Annotated in this window: 16 protein-coding genes; 5 read left to right on the plus strand and 11 right to left on the minus strand. The window is 47.5% G+C overall.

Annotation, left to right across the window (positions count from 1 at the left end; all coding sequences use genetic code 11):
* Window positions 1-63 precede the first annotated feature (63 nt).
* The 3 genes from katG to AB8S08_RS11200 form a co-directional block, all read right to left on the minus strand.
* A complete protein-coding gene (katG, locus tag AB8S08_RS11190) occupies window positions 64-2,289 on the minus strand; it encodes a catalase/peroxidase HPI (protein WP_369742783.1) in 2,226 nt (741 codons plus the stop codon).
* A gap of 163 nt (window positions 2,290-2,452) precedes the next feature.
* A complete protein-coding gene (locus tag AB8S08_RS11195) occupies window positions 2,453-4,282 on the minus strand; it encodes a diguanylate cyclase (protein ID WP_369742784.1) in 1,830 nt (609 codons plus the stop codon).
* Between the two features lie 60 nt (window positions 4,283-4,342).
* The gene (locus AB8S08_RS11200; protein WP_369742785.1) at window positions 4,343-4,801 is read right to left on the minus strand and encodes a cytochrome c family protein; all 459 of its coding nucleotides are present in this window, start codon (window positions 4,799-4,801) and stop codon (window positions 4,343-4,345) included.
* Between the two features lie 114 nt (window positions 4,802-4,915).
* Between AB8S08_RS11200 and upp the strand changes: the two genes are divergently transcribed.
* Window positions 4,916-5,545 (plus strand): uracil phosphoribosyltransferase, encoded by a 630-nt coding sequence (gene upp / locus AB8S08_RS11205; protein WP_110075569.1) that lies wholly within the window; start codon window positions 4,916-4,918, stop codon window positions 5,543-5,545.
* 5 nt (window positions 5,546-5,550) lie between these two features.
* On the opposite strand, the gene AB8S08_RS11210 is transcribed toward upp, so the two are convergent.
* The 4 genes from AB8S08_RS11210 to AB8S08_RS11225 all read right to left on the minus strand — a co-directional run bounded on the left by AB8S08_RS11210 (window position 5,551) and on the right by AB8S08_RS11225 (window position 11,772).
* Window positions 5,551-7,074, minus strand: a complete 1,524-nt coding sequence (locus AB8S08_RS11210) for an exopolyphosphatase (RefSeq protein WP_110075570.1) — start codon at window positions 7,072-7,074, stop codon at window positions 5,551-5,553.
* Window positions 7,067-9,139 (minus strand): polyphosphate kinase 1, encoded by a 2,073-nt coding sequence (ppk1, locus tag AB8S08_RS11215; RefSeq protein WP_369742786.1) that lies wholly within the window; start codon window positions 9,137-9,139, stop codon window positions 7,067-7,069. Before ppk1 ends, AB8S08_RS11210 begins: the two co-directional genes overlap by 8 nt.
* An 83-nt stretch (window positions 9,140-9,222) precedes the next feature.
* A complete protein-coding gene (locus AB8S08_RS11220; protein WP_369742787.1) occupies window positions 9,223-10,371 on the minus strand; it encodes a GGDEF domain-containing protein in 1,149 nt (382 codons plus the stop codon).
* Between the two features lie 114 nt (window positions 10,372-10,485).
* Complete coding sequence (locus tag AB8S08_RS11225) at window positions 10,486-11,772, minus strand: ectonucleotide pyrophosphatase/phosphodiesterase (protein ID WP_369742788.1); 1,287 nt, start codon at window positions 11,770-11,772, stop codon at window positions 10,486-10,488.
* 236 nt (window positions 11,773-12,008) lie between these two features.
* Between AB8S08_RS11225 and AB8S08_RS11230 the strand changes: the two genes are divergently transcribed.
* Entirely contained in the window at window positions 12,009-12,812 is an 804-nt protein-coding gene (locus AB8S08_RS11230) for an N-acetyltransferase family protein (protein ID WP_369742789.1), read from the plus strand.
* Window positions 12,813-12,992: 180 nt separating this feature from the next.
* Window positions 12,993-13,178, plus strand: coding sequence for a diguanylate cyclase domain-containing protein (locus tag AB8S08_RS11235; RefSeq protein ID WP_369742790.1), 186 nt, complete (start codon window positions 12,993-12,995; stop codon window positions 13,176-13,178).
* An 8-nt stretch (window positions 13,179-13,186) separates the two neighbouring features.
* Here the strand turns inward: AB8S08_RS11235 and AB8S08_RS11240 are convergent, their stop codons facing one another.
* Genes AB8S08_RS11240 through AB8S08_RS11250 form a run of 3 tightly spaced genes read right to left on the minus strand, consistent with a single transcriptional unit; the run spans window position 13,187 to window position 15,836 of the window.
* Window positions 13,187-13,930 carry a LytR/AlgR family response regulator transcription factor gene (locus tag AB8S08_RS11240; protein ID WP_369742791.1) on the minus strand — a complete coding sequence of 248 codons (744 nt, stop codon included), beginning with the start codon at window positions 13,928-13,930 and terminating at the stop codon, window positions 13,187-13,189.
* A gap of 1 nt (window position 13,931) precedes the next feature.
* Window positions 13,932-15,032, minus strand: a complete 1,101-nt coding sequence (locus AB8S08_RS11245; protein ID WP_369742792.1) for a sensor histidine kinase — start codon at window positions 15,030-15,032, stop codon at window positions 13,932-13,934.
* 27 nt (window positions 15,033-15,059) lie between these two features.
* Entirely contained in the window at window positions 15,060-15,836 is a 777-nt protein-coding gene (locus AB8S08_RS11250) for a hypothetical protein (protein WP_369742793.1), read from the minus strand.
* A 216-nt stretch (window positions 15,837-16,052) separates the two neighbouring features.
* Here AB8S08_RS11250 and AB8S08_RS11255 point away from each other — a divergent pair, with 216 nt between their 5' ends.
* Together AB8S08_RS11255 and AB8S08_RS11260 are read left to right on the plus strand one after the other, a co-directional pair.
* Complete coding sequence (locus tag AB8S08_RS11255; protein ID WP_369742794.1) at window positions 16,053-16,445, plus strand: BlaI/MecI/CopY family transcriptional regulator; 393 nt, start codon at window positions 16,053-16,055, stop codon at window positions 16,443-16,445.
* On the plus strand, window positions 16,439-17,644 hold the full coding sequence (locus AB8S08_RS11260; protein ID WP_369742795.1) for a TonB family protein: 1,206 nt from the start codon (window positions 16,439-16,441) through the stop codon (window positions 17,642-17,644). Before AB8S08_RS11255 ends, AB8S08_RS11260 begins: the two co-directional genes overlap by 7 nt.
* A gap of 20 nt (window positions 17,645-17,664) precedes the next feature.
* Here AB8S08_RS11260 and AB8S08_RS11265 read toward each other — a convergent pair whose 3' ends face one another.
* Complete coding sequence (locus AB8S08_RS11265) at window positions 17,665-19,191, minus strand: acetyl-CoA hydrolase/transferase family protein (RefSeq protein ID WP_369742796.1); 1,527 nt, start codon at window positions 19,189-19,191, stop codon at window positions 17,665-17,667.
* Between the last annotated feature and the right edge of the window lie 24 nt (window positions 19,192-19,215).

Raw genomic sequence — 19,215 nt, forward strand, 5'->3', positions numbered from 1 at the left:
AAAAAACAAAGGGGGCTCTTAAACAAGCCCCCTTTTTATTAAGCAATCAAATAAATTATGTGCTTATTTCTGGTGCAAATCAAAACGATCCAACTGCATCACTTTAGTCCAAGCAGCTACGAAGTCGTCAACAAACTTCTGCTCAGAGCCATTAAAGGCATACACTTCAGCAATCGCTCGTAACTCAGAGTTAGAACCGAAAATTAAGTCAACGGGTGTTGCAGTCCACTTCACTTCGCCAGACTTACGGTCACGACCTTCGTAGATACCCTCTTGCTTAGCTGGCGCCCATTCGGTGCTCATATCTAACAAGTTAACGAAGAAATCGTTAGTTAACTGGCCGGGACGGTCGGTAAACACACCGTGGTCAAGCCCTTGGTAATTAGCATCAAGTGCGCGCATACCACCTACTAATACAGTTAACTCAGGTACTGTTAAGGTTAATAAATCAGCGCGATCCACTAACATCTCAGCAGGCGACATCCGGCTAGCTTTGTCGTAGTAATTACGGAAGCCATCAGCTGTTGGCTTCAAGAACTCAAACGAAGCTACTTCAGTCATTTCTGCAGTTGCGTCAGTACGGCCAGGCACAAAAGGTACAGTCACTTCAAAACCAGCTTCTTTCGCTGCTTTTTCGATAGCTGCGGCACCACCTAAAACGATGGTATCAGCCATAGATACGCGCTTACCTTTGGGTAACGACTTGTTAAAGTCACGCTGTACCTTTTCTAACGTAGCGAGCACTTTTTTCAGCTCTTGTGGGTTGTTTACTTCCCAGTTAGCCTGTGGCGCTAAGCGCAAACGAGCACCATTGGCACCACCACGCATGTCGGTACCACGGAAGCTAGAAGCAGAAGCCCAAGCAGTGCGCACCAGCTCAGATACAGTTAATCCTGAATCTAAGATTTTACCTTTTAAGTTAGCAATGTCTCGCTCGTTAATTAACTCGTGATCTACGTCTGGTACCGGATCTTGCCAAAGCAATGGGGTATCTGGTGACGTATCCACGATGTAACGTGCACGAGGACCCATGTCGCGGTGCGTTAATTTAAACCAAGCTTTAGCAAAGGCTAACTCAAACTCTTCCGGATTTTCGTGGAAGCGTTTAGCAATTTTGCGATACTCTGGGTCCACTTTTAACGACAAGTCAGTGGTGAACATAATAGGTGCGTGGCGCTTACCAGGAATGTGCGCATCTGGCACCAAGTTTGCCGCTTGACCATCTTTAGGAATCCACTGAATAGCGCCAGCTGGGCTGCGCGTTTGTTCCCACTCAAAACCAAACAGGTTATCCAAGTACTGGGTGGTCCATGCAATCGGGTTAACCGACCAAGCACCTTCTAAACCAGAAGTGATGGTGTCTTCAGAGTGGCCTTTACCACATTTGTTCTTCCAACCTAAGCCTTGTTCTTCTACTGGCGCGGCGGCAGGTTCTGCCCCCAAACACTCATCTGGCTTATGCGCACCGTGGGCTTTACCAAAGGTGTGACCACCAGCAATCAAAGCCACGGTTTCTTCATCGTTCATCGCCATACGCGCAAAAGTTTCGCGAATATCTTTTGCCGCCAATAAAGGATCAGGGTTACCATTTGGACCTTCTGGGTTCACATAAATCAAACCCATCTGTACCGCTGCTAACGGCCGCTCTAGTTCACGGTCACCGCTGTAACGCTTATCTTCTAACCATTGCTTTTCTGGGCCCCAGTAGACGTTATCTGGCTCCCAATCATCTTCACGGCCACCAGCAAAGCCATAGGTTTTAAAGCCCATCGACTCTAACGCAACGTTACCGGTTAAGACCATGAGGTCTGCCCAAGAGATGCTTGAACCGTACTTTTGCTTGATTGGCCACAGTAAACGGCGGGCTTTGTCTAAACTCACGTTGTCTGGCCAGCTGTTGAGAGGTTCAAAACGCTGTTGACCGCCACCTGCACCACCACGGCCATCGTTCACCCGGTAGGTACCAGCACCGTGCCATGCCATCCGAATAAAGAAGGGACCGTAATGACCGTAGTCTGCTGGCCACCAATCTTGTGAGGAAGTCATTAGCTCTTCGATATCTTTTTTAACTGCCGCGATATCTACTTTTTTGAACTCTTCAATGTAGTCAAAGTCTTCACCCATAGGGTTAGAAGATACGTCGTGGTCACGTAATGGCGTAAGGTCGAGTTGGTCTGGCCACCAGAACATTTTATCTTGTGCTTCTTGCGCTGTTGCAGAATAAGAAGCCATGCCCATGGACACAGCAACTGCTAGCGCAGAAACAACTGGAAGGACTTTTTTCATCATGATGTTACACCCTTTCGTTGTAGGTTAAGTACACAACTGTGCGCGGCCTAGCTAATAACCGCTAACTAGGTCGCACAGAATGGATATAACTATAGTTACAATTTCAGAAAATGAGATGTGGTAAAAACAGATTAGATTAATCGATTTTACCTTATGGGTAGGCTCAAGCCCGCGCCTCTACTCGATTGCGGCCTGCTTTTTTAGCGCTATAAAGCGCTAAATCGGCCCGATGAATAGCATCATCAATCTGTTCTTTGCCTAATAAAACCTCGGTTAATCCGATACTTATGGTATAACTCATGGTCTCACTAGCACTTAACTGAATGGCATGCTTAGTGACGGCGATACGGATCTGTTCAGCCAGTTTAGCCGCCTCCCTAAAATCACATTTATTCAACAAGATGACGAATTCTTCACCGCCAAACCGTGCCACTATATCGGACTCGCGCACGCTACCCTTTAAAATATCCGCCAGCTCTTGCAAAATCCGGTCGCCAATCGCATGCCCAAAGGTATCGTTAACTTGCTTAAAGCGGTCAATATCTAACGTCAAAATAGACACCGGATAATGCTCGCTTTGTGCCCGTTGCAATAGGTAGTCAGCCTCTGCATAAAAGAAGCGCCGATTGTACAAACGCGTTAACGGATCCGTGGCTGCTTGTAATTTCAGCTCTTCTTGCACCGCCTTCATGTCTTCTAACAGCTTCATCCGATAAGCAATGATAAAGGCCAACATCAGCGCCTCAAGCATAATGCCAATACCAACCCCGTGGCTGGTTACATAATGAAAGCCTAGCATGCCTTTGTAGTAGAGCACCGCTAACGCGTTAAAGAACACAAAAAAGCCATGTCCAATAAGAAAATATCGCGCCAGCACTTCGCCTTTTAACCACAACGAAATACCCACCGACAGGGTCACCACCATCATCAGTGCCGCTAAACTACTGGCCGGCTGCAATGCTGCCTGAATATCGAACAGTGACCAAACAAATGCTATCACTAACAGCGCCAGCATGGCTTGCAAGAACTTATGCTCAATGGGGTGATGGAGTTTCGTTTTAAAAATTTCTGTCATAAACAATATCAGAAAAATCGGAAACGCCATCAGGCTGGTATGAAATTGCAACGCCGTGTCGCCATACACTTCAAACACCCCAGACAAGAGCCCGTACGACAACGCAATCCAAATCGCTGCTGACACCAAATACAACGAGTAAAAAATGTTTTCTCGTTTGCTGGCAAAGAAATACAACAACAAGTTGTAGATCACCAGTGCAATCAGAATACCCACCATCAGCGCACTATCGGTATAACTGCTAACCAAAGCTTGTTTACTATGAAACGCATCCAGTAACTGCAACTCAAACCATTGGTGAGAATAAGAGACGCTATGCACATACAGGGTTTTCTGCTCGCCTGGGGCTAGCTGAAAAGAAAAAATCCCCGCCCCTTTATAGAGATAGGGGTTATCCTCAGGCGCATTTAAATCAATCACGGCCTTGCGTAATAAACGTTGGCCATCGGTTTCATAAAAGCCTAAAGATTTATTGTGATAAGCATGAGGAAATTGCAAAAACACGTCGCGCTCGGCACTTGCAGGGTTAACCACCTGAAACCTTACCCAGGTTGATTTAGCACTAGTACCAAGACTAACGCGATTGGGTGAGTTGTTGTAGCTTTGCTCACGGGCCTCAGCAAAACTGGCTTGACCGCTGCTATCCACCCAATAACTGATGGTGAAACGATCCAGTGCCAACGGCTGCTTGATAGTCTCGGGTAATTTAACTAACGGCGGGCTTGCTGCTTCTATGGTTGGCTCAGGTTGAACCTGCCCAGCAGCGGTGGCCGTGGCCGTAGCGGCAAACAGTAACATGGGCAACACGGCCAGTGCCAACCAACCGATTAATTTACCTAAAAAAACGGCCGCGGCACAGACCATGGTTTGAAACCGACCACACCGAGAGGTGCTCCGGCAATGCGCTATTGTTGTCATCCTTTACCATCTTTTTATTATTGTTTACGACAATCGGCAAGACCAGCTGCTGAAATGAACTTATTTAGCCTCAGATGCTTGATAAATATACGCCAATAAAGCTTCGCGGTCCGCTTGTTTCGGTAAGCCCGTAAAAGGCATACACATATCAGCCACCATCTGTTGTGGTCGTTCTAGCCACTCTAATAGTACGGGTGTCGTCCAAACGATCGACAATTGCTGCACCTCTTCCGTAAAGGTATAGCCCGGCGTGCTGGCTATTTTACGCTGAATTAAGCCATCTAAATGAGGACCAAAAAACTGACTTTTATTAACATCCATGGAGTGGCAGGCCGCACAACGGTACTTAAAAACCTTCGCCCCAGGCGCGAATAACTCTGGGTCTGTTAAAAACTTAGCAGGTACCGCTGATTCCGCAACCGGTCCCGCTACCGTTTCGGTTTGAGTGCATCCTGCGCTCGCCATGCTCCACCCCAAAATCAAAGTCACCGCAGCCGCGCGTTGCCAATCGCCTGCCATCGTACCACTCCTTTAACGTTCCAGAAAAATTACTTTTTATAGGCTTCCAAGCAAAAAATTATTACACTTATACGCCTATAATGAAAACCATTCATCGCCGCAAGAGAACGCATTATGCCATTACATGTGATCAATCATCCGTTAGTACAGCACAAATTGGGCCTTATGCGTGAAGCTGGTATTTCTACCAAAAGCTTCCGTGAACTTTCCAACGAGTTAGGTAATTTGCTCACCTACGAAGCTACCAGTGATTTTGAATTAGAACCTCACGCCATTACAAGTTGGAGCGGCGACACCATTGAGGTGCAACAAATTAAAGGCAAAAAAGTGACCGTGGTGCCTATTCTACGTGCTGGTATCGGTATGCTTGACGGAGTGTTGGGGCTGGTTCCAAGCGCAAAAGTAAGCGTAGTTGGGTTATATCGTAACGAAGAAACCCTTGAGCCAGTACCGTATTTCGAAAAGTTTGTGGGTGACATTGATCAGCGTATTGCTCTTGTTATCGACCCCATGCTAGCTACCGGCGGCAGTATGATTGCTACCTTGAACATGCTGAAACAACATGGTTGCGAAAGCATTCGAGTGCTGGTGCTAGTCGCCGCCCCAGAAGGCGTGGAGAAAGTACTAGCAGCGCACCCAGATGTGCACATTTATACGGCTGCACTCGATTCTCATTTGAACGAACATGGCTACATCATTCCTGGCTTAGGCGATGCTGGCGATAAGATATTTGGCACCCGCTAAGTCAGCTAGCCATGCACGCGCAGATTAATCCCTAATTTTGCCTGCTGCTTAGCCTCTAACGCCAAGTCGTTAAGCAGCATCGGATTCGCGCTTCCTTCTTTGGTTAGGGTTAGCAGCAAAGTATCCTGGCGCACCTGAATTTTCTTCAACAATAACGACGACTGGCGGTCCGTATTAAACAACACAGCTAGCCGCAGTAGCACAATCATGCGCCACAAATCACGTTGTTCAAAAAGATACAGTTGCGGTAAACGCTCTAACTGCAGCTTCTTACGGTAATTTCGTACCAAGGCAGCTAAAAAGGCTTGTTCCTCTTTGCTAAAACCCGGCATATCCGCATGCTCAATGATGTAGCCTGAGTGGCTTTGTAAACTGCTGGCATTAATTTGTAAGCCCACTTCATGCACGCGCGCCGCCCATTGCAACCGTTGTCGCCAAGCTGGTTGTTGCAACTGCCATGGCTTCGCCACTTGGCGCAATAAATAAACCGCGGTTTCAGCTACTCGCTGGGCCTGTAATTCGTCCACTTGGTAACGCGCCGCCATACCATCTATCGTGCGCTGCCGCACATCACGATGACCAATCACCCGTTCCGCCAGCTCGTATAATACTCCCTCGCGTAAGGCTGCATCATGGCAGGTTAAGCTCGTTAGCTCTAACTCATCCATCACGGCTACCAGCACCGCTAACCCCGCTGCTATCACCCCATGCCGATCTGCATCGATTGCCGCTTCGTTAAAACTACTGATATTGGTATGGGTTAATAACTGCTCCACACAGCGCTGCAAAGCGGTACGGGTAATCACATCCGGAGCGCTTTGATCACGTAGCTGCACCCATTGCGCAATAGCCTTGATGGTGCCAGAGGTGCCGATTACTTCAACCGCATTGAACTTGCGCAAGCCCGCCGCCACCGGCTCAAGCTCGCTACGCGCCGCAATCAAAGCCTTTTTAAATCGCTTTTCGCTGAGCTTGCCATCTTTAAAGAAACGCTCGGTAAAGCTCACGCACCCCATTGACCGAGAGGCTAGTATTTTCGGCTCAAACTCTTCTCCAGCAATGATTTCAGTACTGCCGCCACCGATATCAATCACCAGCCGACGCCCTTGGTAAGAGCTGGTTTGCGCTACCCCACGATAAATCAGCCGAGCTTCTTCGTGGCCCGAAATAATATGGATAGGGAATGGAAAAAACTCCGCCGCCCGCGCCAGAAATACATCGGCATTCTTGGCTTCGCGCAACGTGTGAGTTGCCACCACATACACTTGCTCGGTAGCAAAACCTTGTAAGCGCTGGGCACATAACTGTAACGCTGCCAAACCTCGCTGCATGGCCTCTTCACTGAGCTTATTGGTTTTGCTCAGGCCACTTGCTAAGCGAACCTTTTGCTTGAACTTAAGCAGCGGCTGCACATGCTGATCGATAACCCGAGTGGTCACCAGGTGAAAGCTATTCGAGCCTAAATCTAGCGCGGCAAAATAATTTAACCCATCCGCTAGCTGGGTTTGAGGACTGTGAACATCAGTCATGAGGTGCCTCCAGCATACGTTTCATTTCGGCTTTCAGATAATCGTACACAGCTAATTGTGAGCGGATTTTTTTGCGATTACCGCGCTTGCGATACTGGTTCTTCTGCTCAGCGTCAATGATGCGGGCTTTGGTGTTATCTTGCCACTGCAGCTCTAAAATATGCTTGATTTGCAACTGCAATTGGCTGTTGTAAATGGGACAAGCAACTTCTACGCGGCGATCTAAATTGCGCGTCATTAAATCTGCTGAGGAGATAAACACCTGCTCTTTGCCACCATGATAAAACCAGTAAACCCTTGGATGTTCTAAAAAACGATCCACAATACTGATAATTTCTAATCGCTTACTTAAATCCGCTGGGACTTTTAACCCACACATACCTCGCACAATCGCACGCACTCGCACCCCTGCTCGGGCGGCTGCAACCAATCTTTTAATGATGCCGGGGTCGACCAAGTTATTCACCTTCACCATAATTTCTGCTCGCTGCCCTTGCTGGGCATAAGCAATTTCGGTGTCAATCAGCGCTTCTAAAGTCTCTCTAAGATTAACTGGCGACACCAAAATATGGTCAAAATCAAAACGCTTATAAGGGGCTTCTAAGTACTGAAAAACCTGCTCGACATCGGAGCAAATACCTATATCTGCGGTGAATAAGCTAAAGTCGGTGTAGATCTGCGCAGTTTTTTCATTAAAGTTGCCGGTACCAATATGAGCAAAAAGTTGCGTGCTATCGCTACCGGGCTCGGTTCGGCGTTTAATTAGCAGCAGCTTAGAGTGTACTTTCAACCCTTGGATACCGAAAATAACCCGTATGCCCTCTTGAGTCATGTGTTTGGCCCATTCAATATTGGCTTCTTCATCAAAACGGGCTTGCAGCTCTACCATCACGGTCACTTTCTTGCCGTTATTAACCGCCTCTACCAACGAATGCACGATACGCGATAACTTAGCCACACGATAAATACAAATCTGGATGCTTTGTACCAATGGATCGTAAGCTGCTTGGCGAACCAATTCTGTCAAATGAGCAAACTTATGGTAAGGGTAATACAGTAGAATATCTTGCTCCGCTATCGCATCAAACACACTGTTATGCTTGGTAAACAGCGGATGTTCTAACGGTTGCCAAGCGGGGTTCACGAGCGACTTATGCCCCACATTCGGAAAACTGACAAAATCGCGAGTGTTACGATAACGGCCACCCGGTACTAATGAGTCATGACTCGTTAGCTCCAGTTTATCGTGTAAAAAGAACAACATATTACGAGGCATAGCAGCGTCATAGACCAACCGCACTGGCTCTGCTTCAAACCGCTGCCGAATGCCTTCTTCCATTTGCTCCAGCACACTTTGTTCAATGTCGTGAGGTAACCGGTACTCGGCATCACGGGTTAATTTAAACGAAAAAGCGCGCAGCGAATCAAACGGCACTATGCCTTGAAACAGCTCATGCATGCAGAGGCAAATCACGTTATCGAGTAAAATCACTCGTTTTTGTCGCTTGGCATGTTTAAATGGCAGTTTTATAAAGCGTGGAAATTCATCGGTGGGCACTTCGAGCGCTGCGTAACGGATAATATCGCCTTGCACTACCTCAACACATAAATAGGTGGCTTCTTCGTTAATTGCTTTCACTAAATCAGTAGTTGGGCTAATCAGTAGTGGCACTATGTAGCGTTTAATTTTTTCTCGAAAGAAGGTGGTCAGCCAAGTGCGCTCTTCGGTGGTGGTTTGCTGTTCATCGATAACCCGAATGTTCTTGCGTAGCAGTGCTTTCAGCACGTCTTTGTAGATCACCTCAAACTTATCCTGCAGGGCTAATACCTGCTGCTGAATCTCCGCCATTAATTGCTCGGACTCACTGTGTTCAGCGGTATTCTGCGCCAAGAAAATTCGCCGGCGCACATCAGCAACGCGCACCCGAAAGAATTCGTCCATGTTGTTTGAGAATATTCCTAAAAAACGCATCCGCTCTACCACTGGGACGCTTTGGTCTGCAGCCTCTTGCAGTACCCGTTCATTAAAGGCTAACCAACTCAGCTCTTGTGCAAAAAACTTCATAACCACTCCCTGACTACGGCAGACGTTTACTGTACTCGATAAGCCCAGCGCCTTAATGACAGTTTTATGACAGTTATGAAAGCTTAGCCAATGGCTCTATTTCTGCCAGCTTCTTTGGCTTGATAAAGATGCTTGTCAGCGATGTATAACAACTTTTCACTGATAGCCACAGCCACCTCTGGCGTAACCACGGTGTCATTATCTGTAGGAATTGAGGATGTCGCCGCTTGCTCTGAAATAGCTGCTGGTACTACAAAAGGTTGTTGTGGATGATAGGTCGCCACCCCAATACTGGCGGTAACCGCAACGGTTACCTGCTGTTGGTTAGCGCCCCTGTAAGTATGTTCTTTCTGCAACGCCTTAATAATGCGCTGGGCCAAATAGAGCGCGGCGCTTGCCTCGGTATTCGGACACAGCAGCAGAAACTCTTCACCTCCCCAGCGCCCCACCAAATCCGTGTTGCGCGACAGATTTTTCAACAAGCTAGCCAAGTGCACTAACACCGCATCGCCCATTAAGTGCCCGTGGCTATCATTAATGTTTTTAAAGTGATCAACATCCAGCAGCAGCACTGACACCGGCTGCTGAGTGCGTTGCGCCAGCGCCACCATCTGCTTAAGGTTATTATCTAAATGCAGACGGTTATAAACGCCTGTTAGCCGGTCTGTAATCGATAGTTTGCGTAACTTGTCGTATGCACGTTGACGAGAACGCTCGTAAAAACGAAACAGTAAAATATGCGCCAGACCAACCTCGGCGAAGTTAAATAAAGCACCTAAACCTAAATGTCCTGGCACTCCAATTTGCAGTAATTGGTACAGGTACCAACCACAATAAATGAACACCAGCCCAGTAAGGATAGTTGCAGCTCGCGAGCCCAATAAGAAAAAGCTGATGGGGGGTAAAATAGTCACCCAAACCAAGGAATAGTTTTCTGCTTCAGATAAATCAATAAACGCCAGCAGGATGGTGATTAGCGTGAGTACCAAGGCCCAACCTGCTACAGCAAGGTTGCCGCCTCGATACACGTAGAGGAAAATGCTAGTGGCAATGACGAACCCGATAAAATCATAAACAGCAACATAGGCAGCATCAAACAAGGTGATGTTGAGTAAGCCAATCGCGCCAAAATACAGCACCATCAACAATGCAATCGCATAGATCAGCGTCAGCTGATTATAACGCGGGTCATTACTATCGATGTCACTATGATACTTACGCCAAAAATTCATCGCCAAGTCTTATTGTTATTGTTCTTAACTCATATCTTTACTGCATGTGCGGTGATTGTTCAATCATTTATCGTGAGTATGATTAACAAAAAACCCTTGCTCCAGCACTTTAGGTTAATCACGCGATTGCATCGTCACAATCGGCGCTAATACGTCAGCCTTACCATCAATGGGTGTCATCAGCTCTAACCCAAGGAGTTGCGCCATAAATGGATAAACATGAATATTACTGAAACGCGGCAAGGTAACCCCACTAGCGAGTGCCGGCCCCGCGGCAACAAATAAGCCATCCATGTCACGGTTAGAGTGAAACCCGTGTGTGCCGCCATCGGCACGTCGTTCAGGCGGACGCGAGGTAAAAGTTACCGGTGCTTGCGTCGCTAACACAATGGTTGGCTTGCGCGGCCCTGCGGTTACCCCCAGCTCAGCTAACGTTGCCTCAGATTCAATCCAAAAACCTAGGTGGGTCAACTGTTCAAGCTGTGTTTTCAATTTATCTACTTGGGCCGCTGTAGTGTCATCGTTGGCATAAATCATAAACCGAGTTTGCGCATTTTGCGTTTCAAACAACTCCCTATCCACAGGTAATTGACCGACGTCTATCATGCGCTCGGCTTTAATATCAGACATACCATGGTCGGACACCAGAATTAGATTAACCGGCACCTCAACTTCAGTTTGCAAACGCAGCCATAACTCACCAATCAGCTTATCGATGTATTGCACGGATTTCTTCACTTGAATGGATTCAGGCCCAAACTGGTGCCCCATGGTGTCGACAATAGAAAAATATCCCGTGACAAACCGCGGACGCGCCTCAGCAGGCAGCTTTAACCAAGCAATGATTTGGTCAATCCGTTGTTGGTTTGGTGCAGGTGTACTGTAGTTAAAATAGTAACTGGGGGTGCGGCCATTGATTCTGGCTTCAGACTCCGGCCAATAATAAGACGCAGCCTTCACTCCTTGAAACTCTGCTAGGTTCCATATAGGCAAGGTGGTTAACCAACTACTATCCTTGGCGCCATCACCCATTTTGTAGCGCTGCTTGCGCTCTGTATCGTAAAAATTATTATCCACAATGCCGTGCTTAGAGGGATATTGGCCGGTTACAATCGATAAATGATTTGGAAAGGTTTTAGAAGGATAAACAGGTATTAAACCATCGCTACGCACACCTTGCTCAGCTATCTTAGCGATATTGTTGGCACCATGCAGCTCAATGTAATCATGCCGAAAGCCATCAATCGAGATCAGCACCACGGTTTGTTCCGCTAGCAACTCATCCGCTGCCGTTGGCCCGTGCGCCCCTGTGGTGCCACTTTGAGCGCAGCCGGCGAGAGTAACCAGCAGCATCAGCACGCTAGTTTGCAATGACAGCAATGGTCGCATAAATTTTTTCAAGAGCTTTTCCTCAAACATCAAATGAATCTTATCCACAGGCGAAAATAGCACAGCTTTATGACAGTTAAATGCTAATTAGGCGCATAAAATGAACGGCAGAGCTCAAACAAGTTGCCCATAAGGTCACTTCAGACAATTACCCCTAATAAAATCAGGGATAAGCCGAATTTGCCTTTTACCCCTAATTATTTATGTTTATTATCTACCTATCTCGCAGCAACAATAAGCTCGTACCCATGCAAAACAGCACCCAAGTCAAGTTATTAAAAAGCGCCATGATTTTAGGGATCTGCCTGCTGATTTGTGGGCACATAGTGTTGGCGGCAACCTTCGCTAGCGATAGTATTGGCCATCAAGGCTTTATTTTGGGCGCCGCACTCAGTGCTTTTGGCGTGGTGTTATCGTTACCCACAAAAATTTACTTAACTTTGGTACTAATGGAACACGAAGAAGGTTCAGACAAGCGTTTTACTCGCTCCGCTGATGGTCAAGCGCTTGGCAGCAAATCACGTGCTCACCTACGTACCGCCACTGAGTACGATGCCAAACGCTTAGCCGAACTGGCCGAGCGAACTTTTCGCGATACTTTCGCCGCCGATAATAGCGCTGCTGATATGGATCAGCATTGCGCCAGCCAATACAGCGAAGCTATTCAGCGTGATGAAATCAATGATCCCAACCGATTAACTTTGCTCGCTATTATTGACGCTCAAATAGTCGGCTTTGCGCAATTGCGCTGGGGCCAAACCCCTGCCTGTGTAACAGCTAAGTCAGCAGCTGAAATTCAACGCTTGTACGTAGATAAACCTTGGCATGGCAAAGGCGTAGCGCACGATTTAATGCAAACAGCCTTAGCTAAACTACGCCAGCGTGGACACGATGTAGTGTGGCTAGGCGTGTGGGAACATAACCCACGTGCCATCGCTTTTTACCGCAAACTAGGCTTCACTGAAGTGGGCGAACATCTATTTCAACTAGGCAACGATCCTCAGCGCGATATTTTGATGGCGATGATTTTACAGCCGTACGTCACACCGTAGTCGACACCCACCAATTTAAGAAATCTCGCTCCGGTTTTGAAATTGCCCGCGTGTATTCGGGTATTCGAGGGGTTGTTCCAGTTTTCTTAATTGGCGGAGATGAGTTTGTTCTTCTTATAAGCGCTTTAAGTAATCAGGAAGAATGTCTGCAGCTAGCACAACGTTTGCTGGCCATCGTCAATGAGCCAATCCCGTATTAAAGAACAACAACTACAAGTTTCCGCCAGCATCGGTATTATTTTTCTACCGTCGGGCGAAAGTGGTATCAACTCAGCTAAAATCATCTTAGCCGAGGCGGATAATGCTATGTATCAAGCTAAACGAGCGGGCAAAAATACTATCTTTGTTCATGAGCTTGCCAGCTAATCTGCCGCTTAACGAAGCCATTCGTTAAAAGCCGCGGTGCGACTCTGACTGGTTTTCAGTTGAGCACCGCAGGTTAGCGTGATAGTTAGCGTGTTTTTACAATACCTTTGTAGGCTTTGTACGTGCTCACGCTGTACTAACTCGCTGCGATTAATCCGAAAAAATGGGTAATCAGCCAAAGCTTGTTCAGCCGCTTGCAGTGAGCTGAACGATAGAAAATGGCGTTTTGCTTGGCGGTCAAAAGCCATCACTAAGCCACCATCAGCTTGAACGTGAGTAATCTCCCCTATATCAAGAAAATACACCTGTTGATGATGCTTGATCGCAAGCCGATGCTGCTTATATGAAGCGCCGGCGGCGGCATTCACAGCTGTAGGTTGAGGCACGCTAAGAGCGCAAAATTTTGCCCAGGCTTGCTCTAGTTTCTGACTGTTGTACGGCTTAAGCAGATAGGCAATCCCCTGACTTTCAAACGCTTGCAGCAAAAAATCGTCGTAGGCAGTTATGAAAATTATTGGACAAGGCTGCGGCTGCTGCTGATACACCTCAAACACATTGCCATCGTTTAACTGAATATCCGAAAAAATCACCTGCACCTTATCTTGCGACGCTTGCTCGGTAAGCCAGTAGCGAACCTGAGCCACACTTTCGAGCTCTCGCACCACCCGAATAGACGCATCTAATTGGTTTAACAAACGTTTTAGTTTGCTGCGAGCTAATGGTTCATCTTCAATAATCACGGCGTTAATCATGCTAGCTAACCTCTGTTGGAGACTGGCTAACTAGAGGCACCCTCACCCTGAAACGTTCGGCCCCCGCCACAACCTGCACCGGGCAGCCACACATATGGAGACACTGCTGAGAGAGGTTTGCCAATGCGGTGCCATTATGCTGTTGCTTAGGTGTACGATGAGCTTGAATCATGTTATCCACAATGAGTTCGTTATTCTGCAAATACACATGAATAACTAAAGGGTTATCCACATTGGCTTGGTTATGTACTAAAGCGTTTTCTAGCAAAATTTGTAAACTAAAAGGGGGTAAACATAATCCCTCAACTTGCTCGTCATCAACATGCCACTCCAACTGATAATGAGGGCCTAATCTTGCTTGCATAAGCGCAAAATATTTCCGCCCAAATTCAATCTCTTGGGCTAAGGGTACCAAGGCATCACCGGTATGCTGTAAAGCTTGGCGATAGATATCAGCAAAATCATGTAAGAAACCGCTGGCACGTTCAACATCAAGCACCATCAACTCATCTAAGGTATTCAATGAATTGAATACAAAATGTGGATTAAGCTGCGCTTTAAGTTGCCGAATATGGGCCTGAGCCAGCTGTTGCTCGTGCTGCTGTTGCGCCTCGCGTAAGGCCGTTCGATATTGATTCAGGCTACGGCTGTGGGTATAGGCCAAGTACAAGCCACCAAAAAGTATCACGTTGATGAAGGCTTGCAGGTTACCTTGCAGCACTTGCAGTTGCGAGAAGTTACGATCAATATTGCCAAATAGAGCGGCTATGGCTAGCCCCAATCCGTTATAAAACAACAAATAAAGCACCACTGTGCTTGCCGCAGCCATCGCATAGGTTGCGACCGATGGCGGTGCCACCGGCTGTAGCTGGTGAGTAACGCCATCCGGGGCCAAACTGAAACGCTGCAGACTCATCCGCACCAAACTAAAAATAATCAGCGCAGCAATGAATTCAGCTACGGGGCCTTCTGGGGTAAAAGTATACCAAGACAGCATCCCGCTGCTTACACGGTTATAAATCACCAGCAAATAACACAACAAAAAGACCAGCACCAAAAAGGTGCGGTCTATTTGTAAAAATTGACACCAACGTCTTAGCATAGGGTCGGCCCTTATCTGTCAGAAAGCCTATTGCGGTGCCTGTTCGGTGGCAGCGCCTGCCGTCCACGAATGAGTAATTTCACCTGCGGCATTAAAGAACTGTAACTGCACTTCGTCCTGCTCGTCTACATAAAACATAGCGCGCGGCGACCCATCGCTGGCAAATAAGAATAAACCGTTATTTGCTTGGCTCGTTTTTCCTAGCAGTACTCGTGTAGCGCCGCCTAAATAACCTTGCTGTTGATATTCCATGTATTTTTGTCGGCGTAATTGACGGTCTTCTATTTGCGCCAGTTCACGCTGAATTTCACGCACCTTTTGTTGTGTTTCTAACTCAGGACGGTCGTTAAAAGCTAATCCTGAGCGCACGATACGGCGCTCACCACGCTTCTCATCTACCGTTAATAATTGCATCACTTGGTCGCCATCGTACTTATCAAAAGTTAACGACATGCCCGCACTATGACCCTGCTCGTTACGGCTGCCATCAAAAATAAAGCCACCAGCCTCCATGCCTTCTTCGTTGAAGAACAACATGCCTGCTCGTTTTTTACGATCTTCGTTAAGAATACGTCCGTTCACTTCTTCGGTTACCGGAAAGCGCTCAGTATTGGTCAGCAAAAGCTTAACGGTTCCGTCAGCTTCTACTACATTCAAACGCTCTACCGAAAGGGTTTTAAAATGCGCCGTTGTCGCTGGTTCTGCTGGTTGTTGAAGCAACTGCTGTGCACCTAAAGTTGCCGACAAAGCCAAACTAACTAAGCTAACGAGACCAAAAACTTTGACTTGAGTTTGTGTGTTCATGATTGATTCCTTGTGAGTTGTTGTGCTGTTGAGGGCAAGTATTAACGCCCCTACCTTCAACCCGCCAGCAACATCTCACCAGCTAAGGAATAATGCTGATGAACTAAGGAATCCAACCTAATCCCCCAGTTAAAGAATGAAAATAATTCCTTGATCTTTTTGATTACAGGTGTAATCTTAAATCAAGGATTACATTTGTAATTGAGGATAACTGTGATGACTGAACCCGTAGAAATCTCTAATGCCGAGCTCGTTATTTTGAATGTATTGTGGCAACAGGCCCCATTACTATCTGCTGATATAGTGCTGCGGGTGCAACAACAAGAAGATTGGCATGAGAAGACCATAAAAACGTTACTTAACCGCCTAGTAAAAAAAGGCGCATTGAGCTTTGAAAAAGACGGCCGCGCCTATCGCTACAGCCCCATTCTTGCGCAGCGAGATTATCAACAGCGAGCCGGCTCAAAGCTCATTAATAATTTGTTTGCCGGTAGTGTCGCTGGGTTAGTTGCCGGTTTTGCGCAACAGGGTCAGCTTAGCGATCAGGATGTCGCCCAACTGAAGGCCATTATCGCTGAGTGGGAGCAACAAGAGGACTCGTCATGCTAACCTCCAGTGTTCTGCTCATAACCCTTTGCACCTCAGTGCTGTGCGTTATTTTCACCACGGGCCATCAGCGCCTGTTGCGTCACTTGGGGCCACGTTCCTTGTATCTACTTTGGGCTTTGGTGCCTATCAGTTACCTAGCTATTGTTGCTGGCCCTTGGCTTGGAGAAAGCCTCTACTGGGTTTTACAAAAGCTTGGTTTGAGTACCGCTGCACAGGCCCTACAAAGCTATACCGCCCTATGGGCTACCCCTATTGAGCTAGTTAGTACGAAAGATGCTTGGATGCCGTTGATTAGTGGCGTTTGGCTGCTAGGCGTAGCTCTTATGCTGAGCCTTATTGGCTTGGGGCAATGGCGCTTACAGCAACTACCCAAGCAGAACCGATTGGCCCTTACTGTGGCCACCACTGCGCCCGGAACAAGCCCCGGCGTATTTGGTTGGTGGCGTCCAACCTTGCTCTTACCCACGGATTTTAATAAACGCTACAGCACTCTAGAGCAACGATTAATACTTAGGCATGAGCTGACTCATTGGCGGCGTCATGACACCCAAGCCAATCTGATCGCTTGGTTGTTGCTCAGCGTGCAGTGGTTTAATCCATTGGCTTGGCTTGGTTATCAGCGCTTTCGTGCCGATCAAGAATTAGCCTGTGATGCTGATGTGCTTAGTCAGCATCGCACCTCACCGCAGCATGGGGTTGGCTATGCCCATGCTTTACTCAAAACCAGTACCAACCGAGCTTGGGGTGGCCCTGTCGTGAACCCTTGCAGTACTCATTACGGTTATCAACAAGGGAGATTTAATCTCATGAAAGAACGCATTCAAACACTACAGCAGCACCACCCCTTACGAAAGTTCCCCCTAGTGCTTGCTGCCGTGGGAATGGTTAGTGCAAGTATGCTCTGGCATACGCCAGCTATTTCAACGCCTACCCAAGCTGCGGCTGCAGAAACCATCACACCGATTGTCCGTATTAATCCTCGCTACCCGGAAGCGGCAGCAGCCGAGGGGATTGAAGGCTATGTTGAGGTAGAATTTCGGATTGGAAACGACGGCAAGCCGGTGGATATTCAAGTGCTGAAGTCACAACCAGAAGGCGTGTTTGATGATAATGTTATCGCAGCATTACAGCGCTGGCGGTATGTTCCTGGCAAAACCGACCAACCTCTGCAACTACGAATTGACATGCGCTTACCCTAAGCGCATGTCATTCAGCTAGCCTAGGCGTTAGGCTTCATGGTACCTATTTGCTCGAAGCGCTCGTGCCAGCTTAACGCCTCATTCAGCAAGTGCGGTGTGTGCATGCCACGGCCACTCGCACAAGCCCGCTCAAAGTAATCTAATAACTGGTCTTTAAAATCAGGGTGGGCACAGTTATTGATGATAGCTAAAGCCCGTTGACGCGGAGCTAACCCACGTAAGTCAGCCAAGCCTTGCTCAGTGACGATAATTTTAACATCGTGCTCCGTATGATCGACATGCGACACCATTGGCACAATCGACGAAATTTTGCCGTCTTTCGCGGTAGATGGCGACATAAAGATCGACAAATAGCCATTTCGGGCAAAGTCCCCTGAGCCACCAATACCGTTCATCATGCGCGTGCCCATTACGTGGGTTGAGTTCACGTTGCCATAGATATCCGCTTCGATCATACCGTTGGTAGCAATAACCCCTAAGCGCCGTGCCACTTCAGGATGGTTACTAATATCTTGTGAGCGCAACAGGATTTTCTGGCGATAAAATTCGATGTCTTTATCAAACTCTTCAATGCCTTCTGGGCTTAATGAAAAAGCCGTAGCCGATGCCATGGCTAAGGTGCCCGACTTCAACATTTTTAACATGCCGTCTTGAATGACTTCGGTGTATGCCGTTAGATTTTTATAAGGACCACTATCAAGCGCCTCTAACACCGCGTTAGGAATGTTGCCCACGCCTGATTGCAACGGCAACAGACCTTTTGGCAAGCGACCCAATTTAATTTCACGGTCAAAAAACTCGAGAATATGTTCGGCAATCTTACGCGACGCATCATCTGGCTTTTTAAATGGCGTGTTACGATCGGCAGCATTCGTCTCAACAACCGCCACCACCTTCTCAATCGGACAGCGTAAATAAAGCTCGCCAATGCGCTGGCCTGGTTCAGTCAACATAATCGGCTTACGGTTAGGCGGTAACGCCGCACCATAATAGACATCATGCATGCCTTCCATGCGTGCGTTTTGCTTATGGTTAACCTCAAGAATGATTTTATCGGCTTGCTCAATCCAGGTTTTGTTGTTACCCAGCGACGACGAGGGGATCAGAGAACCATCTTCACGAATACCTACCACTTCAATAATGGCGATATCCATCTTGCCAAAAAAACCCGACCAAGCGTATTGAGCTACTTCAGAAAGGTGATAGTCAGCATAATTCATGGTGCCATTATTGATGCGTTCGCGACAAATAGGATCGCTTTGAAACGGCAAACGCATTTCGATACCATCTACTTCTGCCAGCTTGCCATCTAATTCAGGCGCAGTTGAAGCTCCGGTTAACACATTAATGCGAAAGGGCTTACCACCAGCCGCATTATGCGCTTTAATTCGCTCAGCGAGGGCACCTGGTACGGCTTTGGGATAGCCAGCGCCGGTAAAGCCACTCATCCCAACGTTGGCTCCTGCAGGGATCATGGCCGCAGCGGCTTCAGCAGTAGTCACCCGTTGTTGTAACGCGGGACATAAAATTCTAGATTCTGTAGACATAGTTGTACCTGTATTGTTAACTCA

It is taken from the genome of Pseudidiomarina sp. PP-1MA (genome assembly GCF_041200125.1).
Lineage (GTDB): Bacteria > Pseudomonadota > Gammaproteobacteria > Enterobacterales > Alteromonadaceae > Pseudidiomarina > Pseudidiomarina fusca.